The following is an 18,760-nucleotide window of genomic DNA, read 5'->3' as shown; positions in this document are numbered from 1 at the left end:
CATTATATTTTACCAGATGGTAAGCTGATTCATGGTTAAGGTACTTTGCATTTTCAAAATAGTATTGCCTTGTAGTGTACAGAGTAAAATTATACAGGTTTTAAGACAATTTAGTAATCCTTTTCAGGACTTCATATTTCTACTTATCCGCTTTGATATGGTTTTTCCCGAGTGAGATACATTTTATTATATTTGTGGTAATTAATCTGTTTAGATGTTACTTTATGTGTTAGACACTTACATCCCGTGTTTCATTTCAAAGAAATGAAACTCGCATTAAATCTACGATTTGATGCGATTCTGAATACCTCGGGGTTTTTACCTTCTATTATTATAAAATAGAAAAAGGTATAAAACTAATTTTATATAAGGGATGTCTAATCTAACCCTAAAAAACAATAATTGATATACCTATTTAACCTCCGATAAAATTAATCAAAAGGCAGAAGAATAATGTCTGATAACATCGATGTTTTTAAAAACATTATATTCAATGTACCGTCATTAAAAAAAGTTATAGGAACTCTGATATTTACAGGTATAATATATGGAATACTAATCAACTTATCCATATCATATATATCTGCTGTATCTTTAAACCCCTGGTACATCATTGTCACTGTACTTTTCATGTTCATAATACCCGCTCTTCTATCTGGTGAAATGTATTCCCAATTTTTACCAGAATATCCAAGAAAATGGGGCTATTTTCTTACACTTTTCAATGAATTTGTAATTTTTGTATATGGCATGATATTAACCGCAAGTACTAATTCAGGGTTCATCAGTGCATGGAATATATTCTGGCTTGCCATAATCACAATATTTCTCACCAGTCTCATTGTCCTTGTAGGTACTCTGGGATATGATTACATTAAAAGAATCAGTCTATTAAGTTTAATACAGCCTTTAATGATTGTAACTGCTTTTCATTTATACATCGGGCGCAGTCTTGAAATTTCAGTAACAACGTACCTGGAAAGGTTAGGTGTACTTTTTTTGGCAGGGGTAATGCTAGTATTAATATTCCTGATGGCTGAATATCTAATTTCCACAAACGTTAACGTTTCTGTTATAAAACTTTCTTCTGGGTTGTTACAAAAAAGACAGGAAGTACTTGATCTGGGGTATATGTCCACACCAGATGTCCAAACACTTTCAATAGAGAACGAAAACAGTATAACCACTATAGCAGCTCCCTGGATACATCCCGGACCCCTTGAAGGTTTTGGAGGGGGGAGAGCATCAACTGATATAATAAACCATCTTAATAAAAACGGAACAGGCTTCTTCTTTCATGTTCCATCCACACATAAGTGTGACCCTGTAGATCCGGGAGACATTCACAAAATAATAAAAGCATTAAAAAATCCTCCAATAAGTCCCAAAGCTTCCCGGATGATAAAAGAAAACTACCCAGAACACAAACTAACATTTTATGGCAGGAAATTCGGTAATAAGAAAATCGTTTACATGCAAGCTGAAAACTATGGTGATTATGAAATCTCAGTTTTCAGAGATATAATAGACCTGGAAAATGTAATGATTATCGATCTACACAACCATGAGAGGAATATGGAACCAGATCCACAGTTACTCTATGGTACAGATGAAGCAGATATATACCGAGAAAAATTGATTGATTTTCTGGAAAAACTTGAAAATAAAAAGACTTCGGATTATTATGTGGGATACTGTACCGACCCGACAGGTACCCCTAAATTTGCCATGGTTGAAATTGTGGATGGACAGAAAACACTTCTATTTGGTACCGAAGGTAATGGTATTTCAAAGGAAATGGACGATGTGCGACAGGATTTAAAAGATAAATTTGATGATATACTTATCTTTACTACTGATACACACAGCAGTATACATGATATGATATCTGATAAACATGTAGATCCTGATGACCTGTATCAAGTAATAGATAAAGCTAACCATAATGTTTCAAAGGGAAGTGCTGGGTTTACAAACAATAAATCAGAACCAATGAAACTATTAAAGGATGATTACCTTGGCCTTGCATACAGTATCAATATTCTGTTAAGACTTGTCCCACTTACATTGTTGCTACTGTATATAGTTCTAATATTATGGATCCTCTAAATGAGTTATAATAGAGAAAAATACTTAAAGTGACATTTAGAGTTTGTAATATGGGGATATAATTGGAACATATTAAAAAAAGGGACGGAAGAATTGTTGATTTTGACCCCGAGAAAATTACAGTGGCAATAAAAAAAGCAATATTTAGTGTAAAGGAAAAAGATGGTGGCCTTGCACAAAAAATGTCACAACAGGTGGTAGAAACCCTTGAAAACCGCTTTAAGAAAAATATACCCGGTATAGAAGACGTTCAGGACGTTGTAGAGGATGTTTTAATCAAAAACGGATATTCAGAGGTAGCCAAAGCTTATATATTGTACCGACAGAAACGAAGCAATGTGAGGGATACCAAAAAATATCTGGGTATAATGCAGGACGACCTTAAGCTAAGCGTCAATGCTGCAAGGGTTTTAGAGAGAAGATATCTGCTAAAAGATGAAAATGGTAACCCTGTTGAAACTCCTTCAGAAATGTTCAAAAGAGTTGCAGAAGACATAGCTTCTACAGATAAAATATATGGAGGAAACGCAGAAAATACTGAAGATGATTTTTACAGGATGATGTCAAATCTGGAATTTCTACCAAACAGCCCTACCCTGATGAATGCTGGTACTGACCTTGAGCAGCTGAGTGCATGTTTTGTACTTCCTGTTGAGGATTCCATGAAAGGTATTTTCGGTGCTTTAACCAATATGAGCCTTATCCACAAATCTGGAGGAGGCACTGGATTCTCATTTACAAAGCTGAGACCGAAAGGAGATATTGTTAGGTCTACCAAAGGTGTAGCCTCTGGTCCTGTATCATTCATGAGAATTTTTGACCAGGCTACCGAAGTGATAAAACAGGGTGGTAAACGCAGAGGTGCAAACATGGGTATTCTAAGAATTGACCACCCCGATATAATAGAATTCATAAACTCAAAAGGAAAAGAAGGATTTCTGGATAACTTCAATATCTCTGTTGGTGTCACTGACGATTTTATGAAAGCGGTCGAGAATGACGAAGAATACAATTTGATTAACCCAAGGAATGAAAAAATTACTGAAAAACAAAGATCCAGAGATGTATTTGATTTGATAGTTACCATGGCCTGGAAAACCGGTGACCCTGGGATGATATTTCTGGATGAAATTAATCGAAGACATCCAATATCCCATGTTGGAGATGTTGAAAGTACTAATCCCTGCGGAGAAGTTCCACTGCTGCCTTATGAATCCTGCAATCTAGGGTCAATAAATCTGTCAAAAATGGTAAAAGATAATAAAATCGACTGGGAAAAACTGAAAAACATCACCAGAGCAGGCATACATTTTCTGGATAATGTTATCGATGCTAATAAATATCCACTGGACGAAATTGATAGAGAAACCAAAAATAACCGCAAAATAGGTCTAGGGGTCATGGGGCTTGCTGAAATGTTTGCAAAACTAAATATTTCCTATGATTCAGAAGAAGCCCTTAAAACTGCTGAAAGCATTATGAAATTCATCAGAAACGAATCTGTCAAGAAATCCGTAGAACTTGGTGAGGAAAGAGGATCATTTTTAAATTTCAAAGGGAGCAAATGGGAAAAAGAATACAAAAACATGAGAAATGCCACAGTCAATACCGTTGCTCCTACCGGCACTATAAGTATCATCGCCAATACAAGTTCAGGTATAGAACCTATTTTTGCCTTGTCTTTTGTACGAAATGTTATGGGCATCCAGCTTCTGGAAGTGAATCCAGTATTTGAAAATATTGCAAGAGAGCAAAGTTTATACAGTAAAAACCTTATGATGGAAATTTCAAAAACAGGATCCATTCAAAATATAGAAAAAATACCTGAAAATATTAAAAAAATATTCGTTACGTCTCTGGATATTGCTCCTGATTGGCATGTCAGGATGCAAGCGGCTTTCCAAAAATATGTGGACAATTCTGTATCCAAAACAGTTAATCTCCCCGAAAAAGCAACCCTAGAAGATGTCAAAAGAATCTATATGATGGCTTATAGACTAAACTGCAAAGGAATTACAATATACCGTTACGGAAGTAAAAAAAACCAGGTCATGGAACTCGGAGGATTGAAGAAAGAAAAAAGAGAAGGGGTAATAGTAGAATCTGAATTTTCAGGAGATTACATTACAGGATGTTCAGTCTGTAATTAAAAGGAGTGTATCAACCAGTGGTTGATTTTTTTTTGATGTAAGTAGGCTCGCAGATAACTTATAACAAATTCTAAATTCCGAGCCCTTTTATTTAATCCTTTAGAAGAGAAGATTTATTTAAAGGAAGATCTGTGGTTACAGATAAAAATCTGTAACTTAGAAAAAACCGAATTCAGGTTAGCCCTGTAAAACTATTTCGATATTGATATCTTTTGGAACCTGGATTCTCATTAGCTGTCTGAGTGCTCTTTCATCAGCTGAAATGTCAATTAATCGTTTGTGGACGCGCATTTCCCAGTGGTCCCATGTAGCAGTTCCATCTCCGCTTGGACTTTTACGAGCGGGAACCCGCAATTTTCTGGTTGGGAGTGGAACAGGACCAGACATGCCGACACCGGTTCGATCTGCTATCGATTTTACCTGATTGCAGACCCCGTCCAGATTTTCTGGGTCTATTCCGGATAGTTTTATTCTTGCTTTCTGTGCCATATTAATCCCCTGAAAAATAAAAAAGTGAGTGCCTTATTTATTGACACTCATACACATTCCAGCAGCGATTGTTTTACCCATGTCACGGATAGCGAATCTACCCATATGTGGAATTTCTTTTACTGGCTCAATTATCATTGGTCTTGTTGGTTTAAGTGTTACAATCGCTGAATCACCGGATTTGAGGAATGTTGGGTTCTCTTCTTTTACCTGTCCTGTCTTTGGATCCATCTTTTTATCAAGTGAGATGAATGTACATGAAATCTGTGCAGTGTGTGCATGGAATACAGGAGTATAACCCACAGTTATCGCAGATGGGTGCTGGAGAACAACTATCTGTGCTGTAAATTCGTTTGCCACTGTTGGTGGGTTGTTTTTATGTCCACATACATCTCCTCGTCTTGCATCACCTTTACCAAGTCCACGGACACTCCATCCAATGTTGTCTCCCGGTGTTGCTTCAGGTACCTCTTCATGGTGCATTTCAATGGATTTAACCTCACCGCCTTTATCGCTTGGCATAAATACTACCTGGTCACCTTTCTTCATTATGCCTGTCTCAACTCTTCCTACTGGTACAGTACCGATACCTGAGATTGTATAAACATCCTGTATAGGAATTCTTAATGGTAGTTTATCTGCTTTTTCAGGTGGATTGAGATTGTTCAGTGCTTCCAGAATAGTTGGACCCTTGTACCATGGTGTGTTTTCACTGAGCTTGGATACATTGTCTCCCACATATGCAGATGTTGGTACAAATGTTACATTGTCTGGTTTGAAACCTACCATCTTGAGAAGTTCAGATACCTGTTTTTTGACCTCTTCAAATCTCTTTTCATCATAGTTTACATCATCCATCTTGTTGACTGCAACAATGAGGTCATTTATACCCAATGTACGTGAAAGGAAGACGTGTTCCTTTGTCTGGTCCATCACCCCATCTGGTGCTGCAACTGATAATACAGCTGCATCTGCCTGGGATGCTCCTGTAATCATGTTCTTGACAAAGTCTCTGTGACCTGGACAATCGACAATGGTGAAATAGTACTTATCAGTGTCAAATCTTTTATGAGCAATATCGATGGTGATACCTCTGTCTCTCTCCTCTTTAAGAGAGTCCATTACCCATGCAAAAGCAAAGGTTTCTTTACCCATTTCTTTTGCTTTTTCTCGGTTCTTGTCGATTATGTGTTGAGGGATTGCACCGGTTTCATACATCAATCTACCTACAAGTGTAGATTTACCATGGTCAATATGACCAATGATTGCTAAATTCATGTGTGGTTTCTGATCTGCCATTTATTTATCCTCCTTTTATGTATATTTTCATTTTTTGTATATATTATTCATATATTAACATATGGTTCGACCATAATTGTCATCTATATGTTTAAAGTTTTCTGGTGAATTAATCAAACTGTTTCCAAGATATCCTGAGGCTTTGGAATTTCCTTCTTCATACCCTTCCTATCGCGAATCATACTTATAGTTTCCTGTATTATATTTGACGGAATCGGTTCGAATCCAGCAAACTCTGTACTCCACATGGCACGTCCTTCAGTTGCTGACCTTATATCTCCTGCAAATCCGAACAATTCCGCTACAGGTGCTTTGGACTCGATGGCGGTCATATCACCTTCAGAGCTCATATTAAGGATGATTCCCCGTTTACCCTGTATCAATTTGGTAGCTCCGCCCATCTGGTCCTGTGGTACGTAAATGAATACCTTTTGATATGGTTCAAGGATTGTGGCGTCTGCCATTAACATTGATGCCTGGACTGCCTGTCTTGCTGCCGGTATTACCTGTGCCGGACCACGGTGGATTGTATCTTCGTGGAGTTTGGCATCTACAAGTTTTACCTTAACACCCATGCATGGTTCGTTTGCAAGAGGTCCAGCTTCCATGACTTCCTCAAAACCTTCAAGAATTAACTCCATTGTTTCATTCAAATGCTGAATACCTTTTGTTAAATCTAGGAAAATGTTGGATTCACAGATATCTGTAAGCCCTTTGGCTTCTTCTTTATCCATGCCCGCTTCTATCAGTTTATTTCTGCGTTCCAGTTCAGGCATCCGCATTGAAATCTCGCCGGATCTTACAAGTTCGACAACATCTGGTTCAAGTGGTTCCACTTCTATATAGAACTTATTGTGTCTGTTAGGTGATTTTCCTTCTACAGGGCCTGCATGTTTCTGAATAGCTTCACGGTATACCACAATTGGTGGGCTAGTAGTAATTTCTACTCCCTTATCACGTTCAATTCTGTGACCTATGACTTCCAGATGGAGTTCTCCCATACCAGACAGCAGGTGCTCACCTGTTTCTTCGTTTAGTGTGACATGTAACGTTGGGTCTTCCTTGTTTACCTGTCTTAAAACTTCAACAAGTTTTGGAAGGTCCTTCATATGTTTGGCTTCGACTGCTACAGTGACAACCGGTTCACTCACATGTTTAATACTCTCAAAAGGAGTCATATCATCCATTGTGGTTACTGTTGAACCAACGATTGCATCCTTAAGACCTGTTACTGCTGCTATATTACCGGCAGGGATATTTTCAACTTCAACCCTTTCAGGACCCATATAAATACCTACCTGCTGAATCCTGTTTTTACCGGGTGCCCCTGATACATATGTTTCCATGCCGCGTTTCAGGGTTCCACTGAAAAGCCTACCAGTTGCAACTTCTCCTGCATGAGGGTCAAGTCGAATATCAGTCACCATAAAAGCTACATGCCCATTTTCTTTAGCTTTGGTCATTTCCTCTCCGATATCAGATTCTATATCACCATGCCAGATAGTACTAACTCGGTAGGGTTGTGATACAATTGGATTAGGGAGATGATGAATAACCATATCGTTCACTGCTTCATACAAAGGACATTTTTGAGCAAGTTCAGTTTGACGCTCTTGCTGACAGTAATTATATACATCGACAAATCCAATGTTTGTTTTCTTCATCATTGGTACACTGATTGCCCAGTTATACAACGCAGACCCGAATGCAACTGTACCGTCTGAAGCAGAAACCTTCCATCCTTCATTATAACGCTGTTCATTCATGCCTTTAATTAATTTGTTTACATGATCAATCAGTTTCCCAAGACGTATCTGCATCTCCTGGGAATCAACCTGTAGCTCGTTGATAAGACGGTCAACTTTATTGATAAACAGTACAGGTTTCACCTGTTCTTTCAATGCCTGCCGTAAAACAGTTTCAGTCTGGGGCATAGTTCCTTCAACTGCATCAATTACAACAACAGCACCGTCAACAGCACGCATAGCCCTGGTAACATCACCACCAAAATCAACGTGTCCTGGTGTATCAATCAAATTGATAAGGTACTCTTCATCATCGTATTTGTGCACCATTGACACGTTTGCAGAATCAATTGTAATTCCTCTGTCCTGCTCTTCTTCATCAGAATCCATGAACAGCTGACGCCCGGAAAGTTCAGAGGAAATCATTCCTGCACCTGCAAGAAGGTTATCTGTTAAAGTGGTTTTTCCGTGGTCAATATGTGCAACTATACCGATGTTTCGTATGTATTCCGGATTTTTCATGAGCGAAACTACTCGCTCAACCATTTTTTTTCTTCTACCCATATTACTACCCTGTAAAATATTGAAACTTAATTTTGTTTACTTTGATATTGGTATATTGGTTTTAACGTGCTGATTTTGCGACCCGTTCTTTGGAGTCCTTTCTGTTCACAGAGAAATATTTTGCGTCACGGTTGGATGCACCCATTAGTTCTGATGCCAGACATTCTGCAAGTGAACGCTTTGATTTATATGCAGCCTGGTTGGCACCCATAGAAATTAGTCTTAATGCAGTATCTACACGCCGCTGTGATGCAACATCAACTGCTTTAGGTACAGATATTCCTCCATATTTTAATCGAACAACCTCTTCCCTTGGACCTGCATTGGCAATAGCCTCAACAAGCACCTGTACCGGATTTCTTTGGGTCTTTGAATATATTATATCAAATGCTTCTTCCACAGCACGCAGTGCAAATTGTTTTTTACCTGTGTTACGTTCCTTTCTCATTATATTGTTAACCAAACGTTCTACAATAGAAATATCTGATTTATTGAACTGCTGCCTTGCATGCCTTCCATTAGTATTTGGTACAATAACAGGGTCCAGATTAACATAACTTTTTATTCCAAGGTCGTTTACTTCGACTTCTGACATGTCCCATTTATCGAACAATTTGTACATAAAAAAATCATCTCCTTGGTTTTTCTCTTCTACCTATCGCCATTTCATGCAATGAGACATTGTTTACAGCAATAACTTTGAACCTGACACCTGGGATATCACCTTTTGAACCACCCATGCGTCCACCGATACGTTCCACAGTCACTTCATCATGTTCATCTATGTAATTGATCGCCCCGTCACCAGGACAGAACGCTGTCGCCTGACGACCATTTTTAATTAACTGTATTCGCACACATTTCCTTACTGCAGAATTTGGTTGTTTTGCTTCAACACCTACTTTTTCAAGTACAATACCGCGGCCCTGTGGTGCACCAGAAAGTGGATCAGCTTTAACATCCAGTCCTAATGCACGCCTGCTGTATCGCTTATCTTTCCATCGAGATTTGGTATGTTCTTTTTTCAATTTACTTGCAGCGTATTTTCCGTTTGACATTATTATCCTCCAATAATTAGGTTATATTGATGATTGTTATTTACGTAAACTCTTATGATTGATTAGCCATTTGATATAATAATTTATTGAATAATTACACTATCGATGTTGTGATGACGACTTGCAATCATTTTTACTTTTTCAATATTTTTTCCATTGCTTCCTATAGCAAGACCCTTGCTGTTGTTGGATACCTGAACATAGGCATACTGTTTATCGTTTTTATCGACTATATTTACAGATGAAACTGCAACTGGACCAAATGCATTTTTGATAAACTCTACCGGGTCTTCAGAATATTCAATCAGTTCAACATGTTTATCTACTTTATCCTTAACCTTGTTTATATGCTCACCATTTTTACCAATAGCAGCTCCCATGTTTCCTTCTTTTACAACATAGATGATACGGTCTTCATCCACTATACAGTCACGGATTTCTGCACCTGTAGTCTGCTCAAACATTGCTATATATCGCAGTTCTTCTGTAGAAAGTTTAATTTCACTCAATGATGATCCCCGTTAAGCTGATGATAAAATATTGGATTCTCCAGGGTCAATAATTGCCATTGCAGCAATTGAGAAAGGTTTACCACAGGATGCACCTAGTTCTACACTGGTACCTTGATAATTATATACTGGTACATCTGTAGATTTAATTTTTGACCTTACATTTTCTGGACAATTTGCCGACAATATAACCATTTCTGCTTCTGATTTCTCTGCTGATTCGATGGTACGCTTCGAACCTATTATTACCGACCCTGTTCTTATAACACTTAACAGTGCTTTATCAATGTTTACATTTTTATTACTCATTTGTACCAACCCATCTATAAATTTTGAATTTTCTTTCACTAATAATAAGTTTATTATATCTACTTTCTGGTTGATATTGGTTAGATAGATTCATCCTTAGCTGGTTTTGTTGCTATTAAATGAACATCGCCTGTACCCAGTTTAATTGGCTGTCCTATAATTATATTTTCAGTTACACCGTTCAACTCATCAATATCCCCGCGTATTCCTGCATCAAGGAGATGGTTGACAGTAACTTCAAACGCGGCACGTGCGAAAACACTTGCCTTTTCACCGGATATACCATGGCGACCGATTTGTTTTATTTCTCCGTCACATGTCATAATATCTGCTACTAGCATAATATGTCGGACGTCAACGTTTAGACCCTGTTCACTCAATGTGTCCATTGCTTCCTTAATCAATGCATTTCTGGCTGCTTCTATCCCAAATACATCATAGATTTCAGCTATATTGTTGGTATAAGTTCTGGTAACATCAACACCAGGTATTTGAAGGATTTCCTTGAGTTCAGAGCCTTCTGTATATAATGTGTATTCATCACCGTCTTTTCGAATGACAACCCTCTTTATACCATCTATACCTTTAAGTGTTACATTGTGTATATTTTTTGCAAGTTGTAAAAGTTCGCGATATGAAGGCTGATTTGGTTGAATAATTATTTGATTTTCCACTTCATCAGATATTTTTACCAATACTCCAAGCTTGTCTCTGAATCTGCCGGCAATTTCATCAACATTTATTTCTCTTTGAGTAAGCGATTTTTCATGAAGGTCAACAATAAGCTGCATCTGTGCCAGATCTGTCGTAACATCTCCCAGATGCTCTATATGTGTGGCTTCAATCTGCCAAGCAAACTTTCTGGCTGCATCTCTGGCTGTTGCATATTCTGCTTCAAGTGCAATAGTCATCATCGGTGTGCTGGGTACTTTTCTTGCATCAACAATTTCAATAAGTCGTGGGAGGCCAAGTGTAACATTGATTTCCGCCACACCGGCATAGTGGAAGGTACGCATTGTCATCTGCGTACCAGGTTCTCCTATTGACTGTGCAGATACCACACCTGCTGCTTCACATGGCTCAATACAAGCATAACTATAATTATCCACTACCTGCTGGATGATTTCTTCGAGCTCTTTTTTGGTGACACCAACCTTTATCGCATCCTCTTTTAATGTATTAATCATATTTCTAGGAATTGGAAGGTTATCCACCATTGAATTGATTGTAGATTCACTTAAGGTCATTCTTCGACCTCCCTTCCGGTCACTGATTTTACAATTCTATGTATTGTCTCCGGTTTACTATAATCACTCTTTGTCGAATCTATTCCGTCTTCTCCATATTTAAACTGTACAATAACACCTCTTGTTTCACGAACGGACCCATCGTACTGGACTTCAAGGTCTTGTAATGCATTTACAAGTCGCCTCTGAAGGTAACCTGATTGTGATGTTCGAACAGCTGTATCCACAAGACCTTCACGACCTCCTACTGCATGGAAGAAATATTCTGTAGGGTTAAGTCCACTCTTATAACTGGATTTAACAAAACCGTGTGCATCTGCTCCAAGGTCTCCTTTACTGAAATGAGGCAGGGTTCTACCTCTATAACCTCTCCTTATACGTTCACCACGAACTGCCTGCTGTCCTACACTGGCTGCCATCTGGGTAAGATTCAACATCGAACCTCTAGCACCTGATTTTGCCATGATTACTGCAGAATTGTCCAGCCCCAGATGATTTCCTGCTACATCACCGGTTTTATCTCTGGCAACACCCAATTTCTGCATAATTTTCATTTCAATTGTTTCGTCAAGAGTTCTACCCGGTAGTGGTTCAAGCTCTCTTGCTTCATAAGCATCAATCAACCGTTTAACTTCTTCTTCTGCATTGGATATAAGTTCTCCAATATGAATTTGTGCTTCTTTTGGAATATCTTCATCACTTATTCCAAAACTCAAACCTGAACGCATTATAGCCCGGATAGCTAACCTTGTCATATCATCAATAAACTCTGCTGAAGCAGATGAACCATATTCCTTCACTATTTTATCGACGATATGTCCTTTAAAAGCACCAATTCCTTTCTCATCAATTGTTCCAGTGATAATGTTACCATCTTTGATTACAACGTATGCATCATTCTCACAGTTTTCTTTTTTACATTCATCGCATTTGGCACAGACTTCTGCGACATACTCCAAGTTAAAATCATCCGGCAGGAGTTGACTGAAGATTTGTTTACCTGTCCAGTAGGGTTCTCCATTGTCCCTGTATCCTGCCGGCTCAGGTAACTGTCTTATATGTGATTTTCTGAGAAGGTCAAGAGCATCATTTTTGCTTATATCATTATCGTTTCTGGTAAGCAAAAACATTCCTGATATATGGTCATGGATCCCGCCTATAATCGGACCTCCAAAGCGAGGTGAGAGAATATTTTCCTGGATTTTCATCAATATCTCTGCTTCAGCTCTGGCCTCTTCAGTCTGCAATACATGAAGGTTCATTTCATCCCCATCAAAATCAGCATTATATGGCGGACATACAGCAGGATTTAATCGGAAGGTCTTATATGGTAATACCTTAATCTGATGTGCCATGATACTCATTTTATGAAGGGACGGCTGCCTGTTAAATATAACAATATCTCCGTCCTCTAATTGTCTTTCGACCACCCACCCTATATCCAGTTTTTCAGCAAGGTCTTCACAATTAACATCAGTAACTTTAATACGTCTGCCATCAGCACGAATCACATAATTGGCTCCGGGATGAACTGCATTTCCGCGGGCAACGTATTGCCTCATCCTTTCAAGATTTCTGCTAATGACATTAACAGGAATGGTCATCTGCTTTGCAATTGCATACGGGATTCCAACTTCATTAATACTTAAATTTGGATCAGGAGAAATCACAGTACGTGCTGAGAAATTGACACGTTTACCAGATAAACTTCCCCTGAACCTTCCTTCTTTTCCTTTTAAACGCTGGGTCAGTGTTTTTAAAGGACGTCCTGACCTGTGTCTTGCAGGCGGTACACCTGATACTTCATTATCAAAAAACGTTGTTACATGATACTGTAACAATTCCCATAGATCTTCCAAAATCAATTGTGGCGCGCCTGCTTCCCTGTTTTCTTGGAATCTCTGGTTTATACGTATTATATCCACCATTTTATGAGTGAGGTCATCTTCACTGCGCTGACCGGATTCCAGTGTAATGGATGGGCGGACAGTAACAGGTGGAACAGGAAGAACTGTTAATATCATCCATTCAGGACGTGCGTTACCTGGATTCATACCCATTAGACGCACGTCTTCATCAGACATATTTTCAAATCTTTCACGTATTTCAGTGGGAGTTAGTTTTTCTCCATTTTCAACATAATCCGATGGTTTTTCAAATTTTATTTCAAGCTGTTCTTCATTACAATGTGGACAAACCTTGGTCTTTCTGGCTTCCTTGAAAATATCATTAACCAGTTCTTCGGTTGAATGACCCATTAGCTTTAATTGCTGCAATTGTTCAAGGTATTCATTTTTCCTTTTAGGTTCAAGCAAAAAGTTACTGCAGTTTTTACAAATCGAACGCAGTGTTTTGAGTATCAATTTATTAAATCCTACATGAACTACAGGTGCCACAAGTTCTACATGTCCAAAATGTCCCGGACAGTCACCTGCCCTGCTACTACATGTTTTACAAATCAAACCCGGGTCAATCACACCCAGGCGCATATCCATAAGACCCATATCTATGGGATAACCATCATCATCATAGGTATCCGCAGTAATTATGGGTGTAACACTCATTTTTCTTACTTCTCTGGGAGACAGTAAGCCAAATCGGATTTCACCAACTCGTTTAGGTATAGAAGCTATTGCATCCATGTTATATCACCATTATACAGCATCCTCAAGTCCCATTCTTGGTGTCACACCAAGCGATTTTATTTCATCCAGAAGCAATTTGAAAGCATAACTCATTTCTACAGGGTAAATATCTGTTTCTGATTCACAATTTGAGCAGAATGCCATTTTTCGTTTTCTGTCGTAGGTAGCAATCATGCCACAGTTTGAACATACCAACTGAACCACTTTATCGGATTCATCCATCAAACGCTCTTTCAGAGCCATTGCTGCACCATGCCCAATCATAACATCTCTTTCCATTTCTCCGAATCTCAGACCACCTTCACGGGCTCTACCCTCTGTAGGCTGTCTTGTAAGCACCTGTACTGGACCTCTGGACCTGGCATGCATCTTTGAAGCAACCATATGGTGCAGCTTCTGGTAAAGAATAACACCTGAAAAAATATCGGCCTGTATTTTTTTACCGGTTACCCCATCATTGAACACTTCCTTGCCTGTGTGTGAAAAACCATGATTTATGAGGCCGTTACGTAATTCCTCTTCAGATTCTCCAGAAAATGCTGTGGCATCAATACGCCGTCCTTCCATTGAACCTACTTTACCACCTATCATTTCCAAAACATGACCAACCGTCATACGGGACGGAATAGCATGAGGATTTACTATCAGATCAGGCACCATTCCGGTTTCGGTAAACGGCATATCCTGATACGGTACTATAAGACCAATAACACCTTTCTGACCATGTCTGGATGCAAATTTATCTCCGATTTCTGGTACCCTCTGGTCCCTCACTTTCACTTTTGCAAGACGGGTACCATTAATGGATTCTGTCAATATTACGTTGTCAACAATTCCCTTTTCATTTGAACGCATCGTAATTGCGCTTTCACGGCGCTGTTCTACTGCAAGGCCAAAATCTGATTGCTCTTCAAGAAAACGGGGTGGACTGGTTTTACCAATCAGAACATCATTTGGCTCGACTACTGTTTCAGGGTTTACAAGTCCGTCTTCATCAAGATTGGCATAGGCTTCAGCACCTCTTGCACCTCTGTAATCGGTATCAGGAATTTCAAATTTATCTTCCTGTCCTCCTGCATATCGTCTTTCCTCTCCTTCAAAGGTTCTTAAGAAATGACTTCTTGCAAGTCCTCTTTCAATTGACCCTTTATTAAAAACAAGCGCATCTTCAATATTGTAACCTTCATAAGACATCACAGCAACAACGAAATTCTGACCGGCAGGTCTTTCATCAAAATGAATTGAATCTGATGGTTGTGTTTTTGTAAGAGCTTTCTGCGGATAATGCAGTACATGTGCCCTTGTGTCTGGCCTCAGTTTCTGATTGGATGTGGACACTCCCACACACTGTTTAACCATTGCAGCTCCCATTGTATTACGCGGTGCTGCATTATGTTCTGGATATGGCACCATACCGGTACAGATGCCCAGAATCATGGAAGGGTCTATTTCAAGATGTGTATGCTCTGGTGTCAGGTCAGATGTATAAAGTGCAACATAAGCATTCTCTTCTTCCTCTGCATCAAGATATTCTATACATCCCTGTTTCACCAGAACATCAGGTGTAATTTCACCCTTTTTAAGCTGTTCATTTTGGTCTTCAGTTACAGCAGGTATTCCATCATTAACAATTATCAGTGGCCTTCTTGCTCTGCCTATATCTGAATTTATTATTACTTCATTGATATCATCATATAATGCTACATTCACCTGCTGTGATATCAGCCCATCCCTTCTCTGTTGCCGGAGATCTTCAACAAGCTCAACAGGATTATTATGAGTACCCAGTAATTCACCATTTAAAAATATTTTAGCTTCTGTCATTAAAATCTCCCTCACAGTGTCTCGGAGTCCAAAACATCACCCGAACTTGCATAGTTAGGTTCCGGGGTTTCAGGATATGTCTTTTCCAGTTCATCCACATAATTATCAACTTCCTCGTCATATTCAGGTTCATCACTCACAGGTGTATGTATAAACATAGGTTTTACACCTAGATCATAAAGAGAATTTTTAATGGAATCTGTATCATCGGTTCCGGTTGATAATTCCACCATCTGTGCAAAATTTTTAACCAACCCACAATTTGGACCTTCTGGTGTTTCTGATGGGCATAATCGCCCCCATTGAGTAGGGTGTAAGTCACGGGCTTCAAAATGCGGTTGTGCTCTTGAAAGTGGAGATATAACCCGTCTCAAGTGTGATAGTGTGGATATATAATCAGTGCGGTCCAGAAGCTGTGATACTCCAGTTCTTCCTCCCACCCAATTACCTGTCGCTAGAGGGTGTTGCAAACGGTCTGTCAATACATCGGCTCTTACAAGGGTTGTTACATTCAATTCCCTGTTCCTCATACTTGCACGTTCAAGTTGATATTTGATATCCCTTGCAAGTCTGTTGAAAGCTACCCTGAACAAGTCTTCCATCAGGTCTCCGGTAAGTTTTAAACGTTTGTTGGAATAATGGTCCTTGTCATTGGGATTGCGTTTTCCGAGCGCCAGTTCAAAACATGACTCAGCCATCCTGCCCAGGAAATGCGCTTTTGTAAGCCTGTCTTCAGGATCATTACCAAGATGTGGAAGCAAATATCTGTCAATTACATAATTCGCTCGTTTAATCTGATAATCTTTCGCCTGCCCAGATGCTACACGTGATCCCAATTTTTCGACAGCTTCTTCAGTTGTTTCAACTTCAGATTCTTCCAGGTTTTCAAACATATATTTTAGAATTTCCTGATCAGTTGAAACCATTTTAACAATATCTTCATCGGTTTCAACACCAAGCGCCCTCATAAGAGTTATGAAATTAACACGACCAGATATAGAAGGGAACGAAACTTCAAGAAGCGATTTTCTTCCTCTTTCCACAACAATCAGTGCTCGATATCCCCTCCTCTGTGAAAATACCTTAGATACCTGTATAGGATCACCATAGCGTTCTGAAAATTCGGTCATTATCTTGTTGGGTGCAAGGTCTTCAAGAGTCATAACAACCCGCTCAGTACCGTTTATTATGAAATAACCTCCAGGGTCAAGCTGATCTTCCCCATACTGTATCATTTCCTGGTCATTAAGTCCTACCAGATTGCAGAAATTTGATTTTACCATTATAGGCAATTGCCCTATTTTTGCTTCCATGGGCTCTGTTTCTTTATCACCATTTACAACGCTCATCTGAAGATATAATGGTGCTGTATATGAAATATTTCGCAACCTTGCTTCATTGGGATATAAACTCTCTATTGCACCATCAGCTTCTTTGACTATGGGTTTTTCAACCCTGATATTACTAAGTTTGATATAGATATCTTCAAGGTCTGTTTCGATAATTCCCTGTTCATCAATAACCTTCTGGAGTCCCGATTCCAGGAATTTGTTAAAGGAATCTGTATGATGCTGTGCTATTTTGTCTTTTGTAAAATACTGTTTCGATAATTCAGCGGTATTTGCCACTATGGTAGCACCCTCTATTGATTGATTTAATTAATTGTTTATAAATAATAATTATTTGGCTACAAGACGATGGAATGGTCTTATGATTGTCGTTAATTTTAAAGGACGGCATAACTATAAATAGAGAAATATTTAGTGTTTTCAAGGTTTGGCAGAAATATTATTTTATTACTAATCGATAATATAAAGCTTCTCCAGCGGTCTGACTATTTCTTGTTATTTTAACAACATCCCCTTCTGATGCTTGGATTTCCTGTACTATAGGGTCACTGGATTTTATTTTTGGCAATTGCTCTTTATCTATCTTATAAAAATCTAAAACAGTTTGTAACTCATCCGTTGCCAGAATTTCATGTTTTGGAATTAACTCGTGATCGAGCAGGCTGAATTTTCTCAAATTTATTCCTCCCTAAAAATGTCCATACGAGAAAGGATTACCGGTATGGCGGGCTCGTAGGGATTTGAACCCTAGACCGTCTGGTTAAAAGCCAGACGCTCTGCCTGACTGAGCTACGAGCCCATTCTGATTGACATCGGTGATAATGCCGCATATCCGCGCGAAAGACACCTTCCATATCCAAGACGACGAGGACAAAAAGTCATTATGATATATAAATTTTGGCCTCTGAAACACTTTATTTATAGTCCAAGTATTTATACCACTGATTAACCTATTGTTATATCTAACTAATGGCTGGAATTAATTAATGTTTTACATAACCTATATATAAGAACATCATGCTCCCTTTTGTTTTACAATGTATCAACAAAAAAGTTACATTATGTACCGTGTTCCCAGCCGCGCATGTATTCTTCCTGCTCTGGTGTCAGTTCATCAATTTCAATATCAAGTGATTTCAATTTCAGTTCTGCAATATATTTATCGATTTGCGACGGCACCGCATGTACCCCTATATCCAGTTTGTTATCTATAAGATGACGTACGCACAGTGCCTGATTTGAGAAACTCATATCCATTACCTCTGCCGGATGACCATCTCCTGCCGCCAGGTTTACTGTCTGCTGGTCTGCAATAACATTGATACAATGAGTTCCAAGATTGTATTCTTTGATGTTGTTCCTGACTGTGCGAACCGATTGCGCCATTGATTCGAGGTCATCTAAGTCCATTTCCACATTAAAATGTCCGGAATTGGCAAGGATTGCTCCGTCTTTCATACGCT

Annotated in this window: 15 protein-coding genes, 1 tRNA gene and 1 pseudogene; 2 read left to right on the top strand and 15 right to left on the bottom strand. The window is 38.9% G+C overall.

Features of this window, described 5'->3' with window-relative positions; all coding sequences use genetic code 11:
• Positions 1 to 182, bottom strand: a pseudogene (locus ACLFMM_RS04870) (RNA-guided endonuclease TnpB family protein); the annotation flags it as partial.
• Positions 183 to 453: 271 nt separating this feature from the next.
• On the opposite strand from ACLFMM_RS04870, the gene ACLFMM_RS04865 reads away from it, so the two are divergent.
• Together ACLFMM_RS04865 and ACLFMM_RS04860 are read left to right on the top strand one after the other, a co-directional pair.
• Positions 454 to 2,109: a DUF2070 family protein gene (locus ACLFMM_RS04865; RefSeq protein WP_410807588.1), complete on the top strand. Its 1,656-nt coding sequence runs from the start codon at positions 454 to 456 to the stop codon at positions 2,107 to 2,109.
• Positions 2,110 to 2,171: 62 nt separating this feature from the next.
• Positions 2,172 to 4,259 carry an adenosylcobalamin-dependent ribonucleoside-diphosphate reductase gene (locus ACLFMM_RS04860; RefSeq protein ID WP_410807587.1) on the top strand — a complete coding sequence of 696 codons (2,088 nt, stop codon included), beginning with the start codon at positions 2,172 to 2,174 and terminating at the stop codon, positions 4,257 to 4,259.
• A gap of 177 nt (positions 4,260 to 4,436) precedes the next feature.
• On the opposite strand, the gene rpsJ is transcribed toward ACLFMM_RS04860, so the two are convergent.
• From rpsJ to ACLFMM_RS04790, 14 genes are all read right to left on the bottom strand, one after another.
• Positions 4,437 to 4,748, bottom strand: coding sequence for a 30S ribosomal protein S10 (gene rpsJ, locus ACLFMM_RS04855; protein WP_410807586.1), 312 nt, complete (start codon positions 4,746 to 4,748; stop codon positions 4,437 to 4,439).
• 33 nt (positions 4,749 to 4,781) lie between these two features.
• A complete protein-coding gene (gene tuf, locus ACLFMM_RS04850) occupies positions 4,782 to 6,047 on the bottom strand; it encodes a translation elongation factor EF-1 subunit alpha (protein ID WP_410807585.1) in 1,266 nt (421 codons plus the stop codon).
• Positions 6,048 to 6,160: 113 nt separating this feature from the next.
• Positions 6,161 to 8,356 (bottom strand): elongation factor EF-2, encoded by a 2,196-nt coding sequence (locus tag ACLFMM_RS04845; RefSeq protein ID WP_410807584.1) that lies wholly within the window; start codon positions 8,354 to 8,356, stop codon positions 6,161 to 6,163.
• A 61-nt stretch (positions 8,357 to 8,417) separates the two neighbouring features.
• The gene (locus tag ACLFMM_RS04840; protein ID WP_410807583.1) at positions 8,418 to 8,978 is read right to left on the bottom strand and encodes a 30S ribosomal protein S7; all 561 of its coding nucleotides are present in this window, start codon (positions 8,976 to 8,978) and stop codon (positions 8,418 to 8,420) included.
• Between the two features lie 7 nt (positions 8,979 to 8,985).
• Entirely contained in the window at positions 8,986 to 9,414 is a 429-nt protein-coding gene (locus tag ACLFMM_RS04835; RefSeq protein ID WP_410807582.1) for a 30S ribosomal protein S12, read from the bottom strand.
• Positions 9,415 to 9,497: 83 nt separating this feature from the next.
• Positions 9,498 to 9,923, bottom strand: a complete 426-nt coding sequence (locus tag ACLFMM_RS04830) for a NusA-like transcription termination signal-binding factor (protein WP_410807581.1) — start codon at positions 9,921 to 9,923, stop codon at positions 9,498 to 9,500.
• A 12-nt stretch (positions 9,924 to 9,935) separates the two neighbouring features.
• Positions 9,936 to 10,232, bottom strand: coding sequence for a 50S ribosomal protein L30e (locus ACLFMM_RS04825; protein ID WP_410807580.1), 297 nt, complete (start codon positions 10,230 to 10,232; stop codon positions 9,936 to 9,938).
• 80 nt (positions 10,233 to 10,312) lie between these two features.
• Complete coding sequence (gene rpoA2, locus ACLFMM_RS04820; protein WP_410807589.1) at positions 10,313 to 11,419, bottom strand: DNA-directed RNA polymerase subunit A''; 1,107 nt, start codon at positions 11,417 to 11,419, stop codon at positions 10,313 to 10,315.
• Positions 11,420 to 11,475: 56 nt separating this feature from the next.
• A complete protein-coding gene (locus tag ACLFMM_RS04815; protein ID WP_410807579.1) occupies positions 11,476 to 14,121 on the bottom strand; it encodes a DNA-directed RNA polymerase subunit A' in 2,646 nt (881 codons plus the stop codon).
• Between the two features lie 12 nt (positions 14,122 to 14,133).
• Positions 14,134 to 15,948: a DNA-directed RNA polymerase subunit B gene (gene rpoB, locus ACLFMM_RS04810; RefSeq protein WP_410807578.1), complete on the bottom strand. Its 1,815-nt coding sequence runs from the start codon at positions 15,946 to 15,948 to the stop codon at positions 14,134 to 14,136.
• Positions 15,949 to 15,959: 11 nt separating this feature from the next.
• Positions 15,960 to 17,576, bottom strand: a complete 1,617-nt coding sequence (locus tag ACLFMM_RS04805; RefSeq protein ID WP_410807577.1) for a DNA-directed RNA polymerase subunit B'' — start codon at positions 17,574 to 17,576, stop codon at positions 15,960 to 15,962.
• 160 nt (positions 17,577 to 17,736) lie between these two features.
• Positions 17,737 to 17,973 (bottom strand): DNA-directed RNA polymerase subunit H, encoded by a 237-nt coding sequence (locus ACLFMM_RS04800; protein WP_410807576.1) that lies wholly within the window; start codon positions 17,971 to 17,973, stop codon positions 17,737 to 17,739.
• Positions 17,974 to 18,019: 46 nt separating this feature from the next.
• Positions 18,020 to 18,096, bottom strand: a tRNA-Lys gene (locus tag ACLFMM_RS04795).
• 260 nt (positions 18,097 to 18,356) lie between these two features.
• The coding region (locus tag ACLFMM_RS04790; RefSeq protein ID WP_410807575.1) for an adenosylhomocysteinase at positions 18,357 to 18,760 on the bottom strand (404 nt) is incomplete at its 5' end.

It is taken from the genome of Methanohalobium sp., assembly GCF_046546175.1.
In the GTDB taxonomy this organism is placed as follows: Archaea; Halobacteriota; Methanosarcinia; order Methanosarcinales; family Methanosarcinaceae; genus Methanohalobium.
The sequence above is the reverse complement of the archived record's forward strand: the minus strand, read 5'-3'. Positions and strand labels throughout refer to the sequence as shown.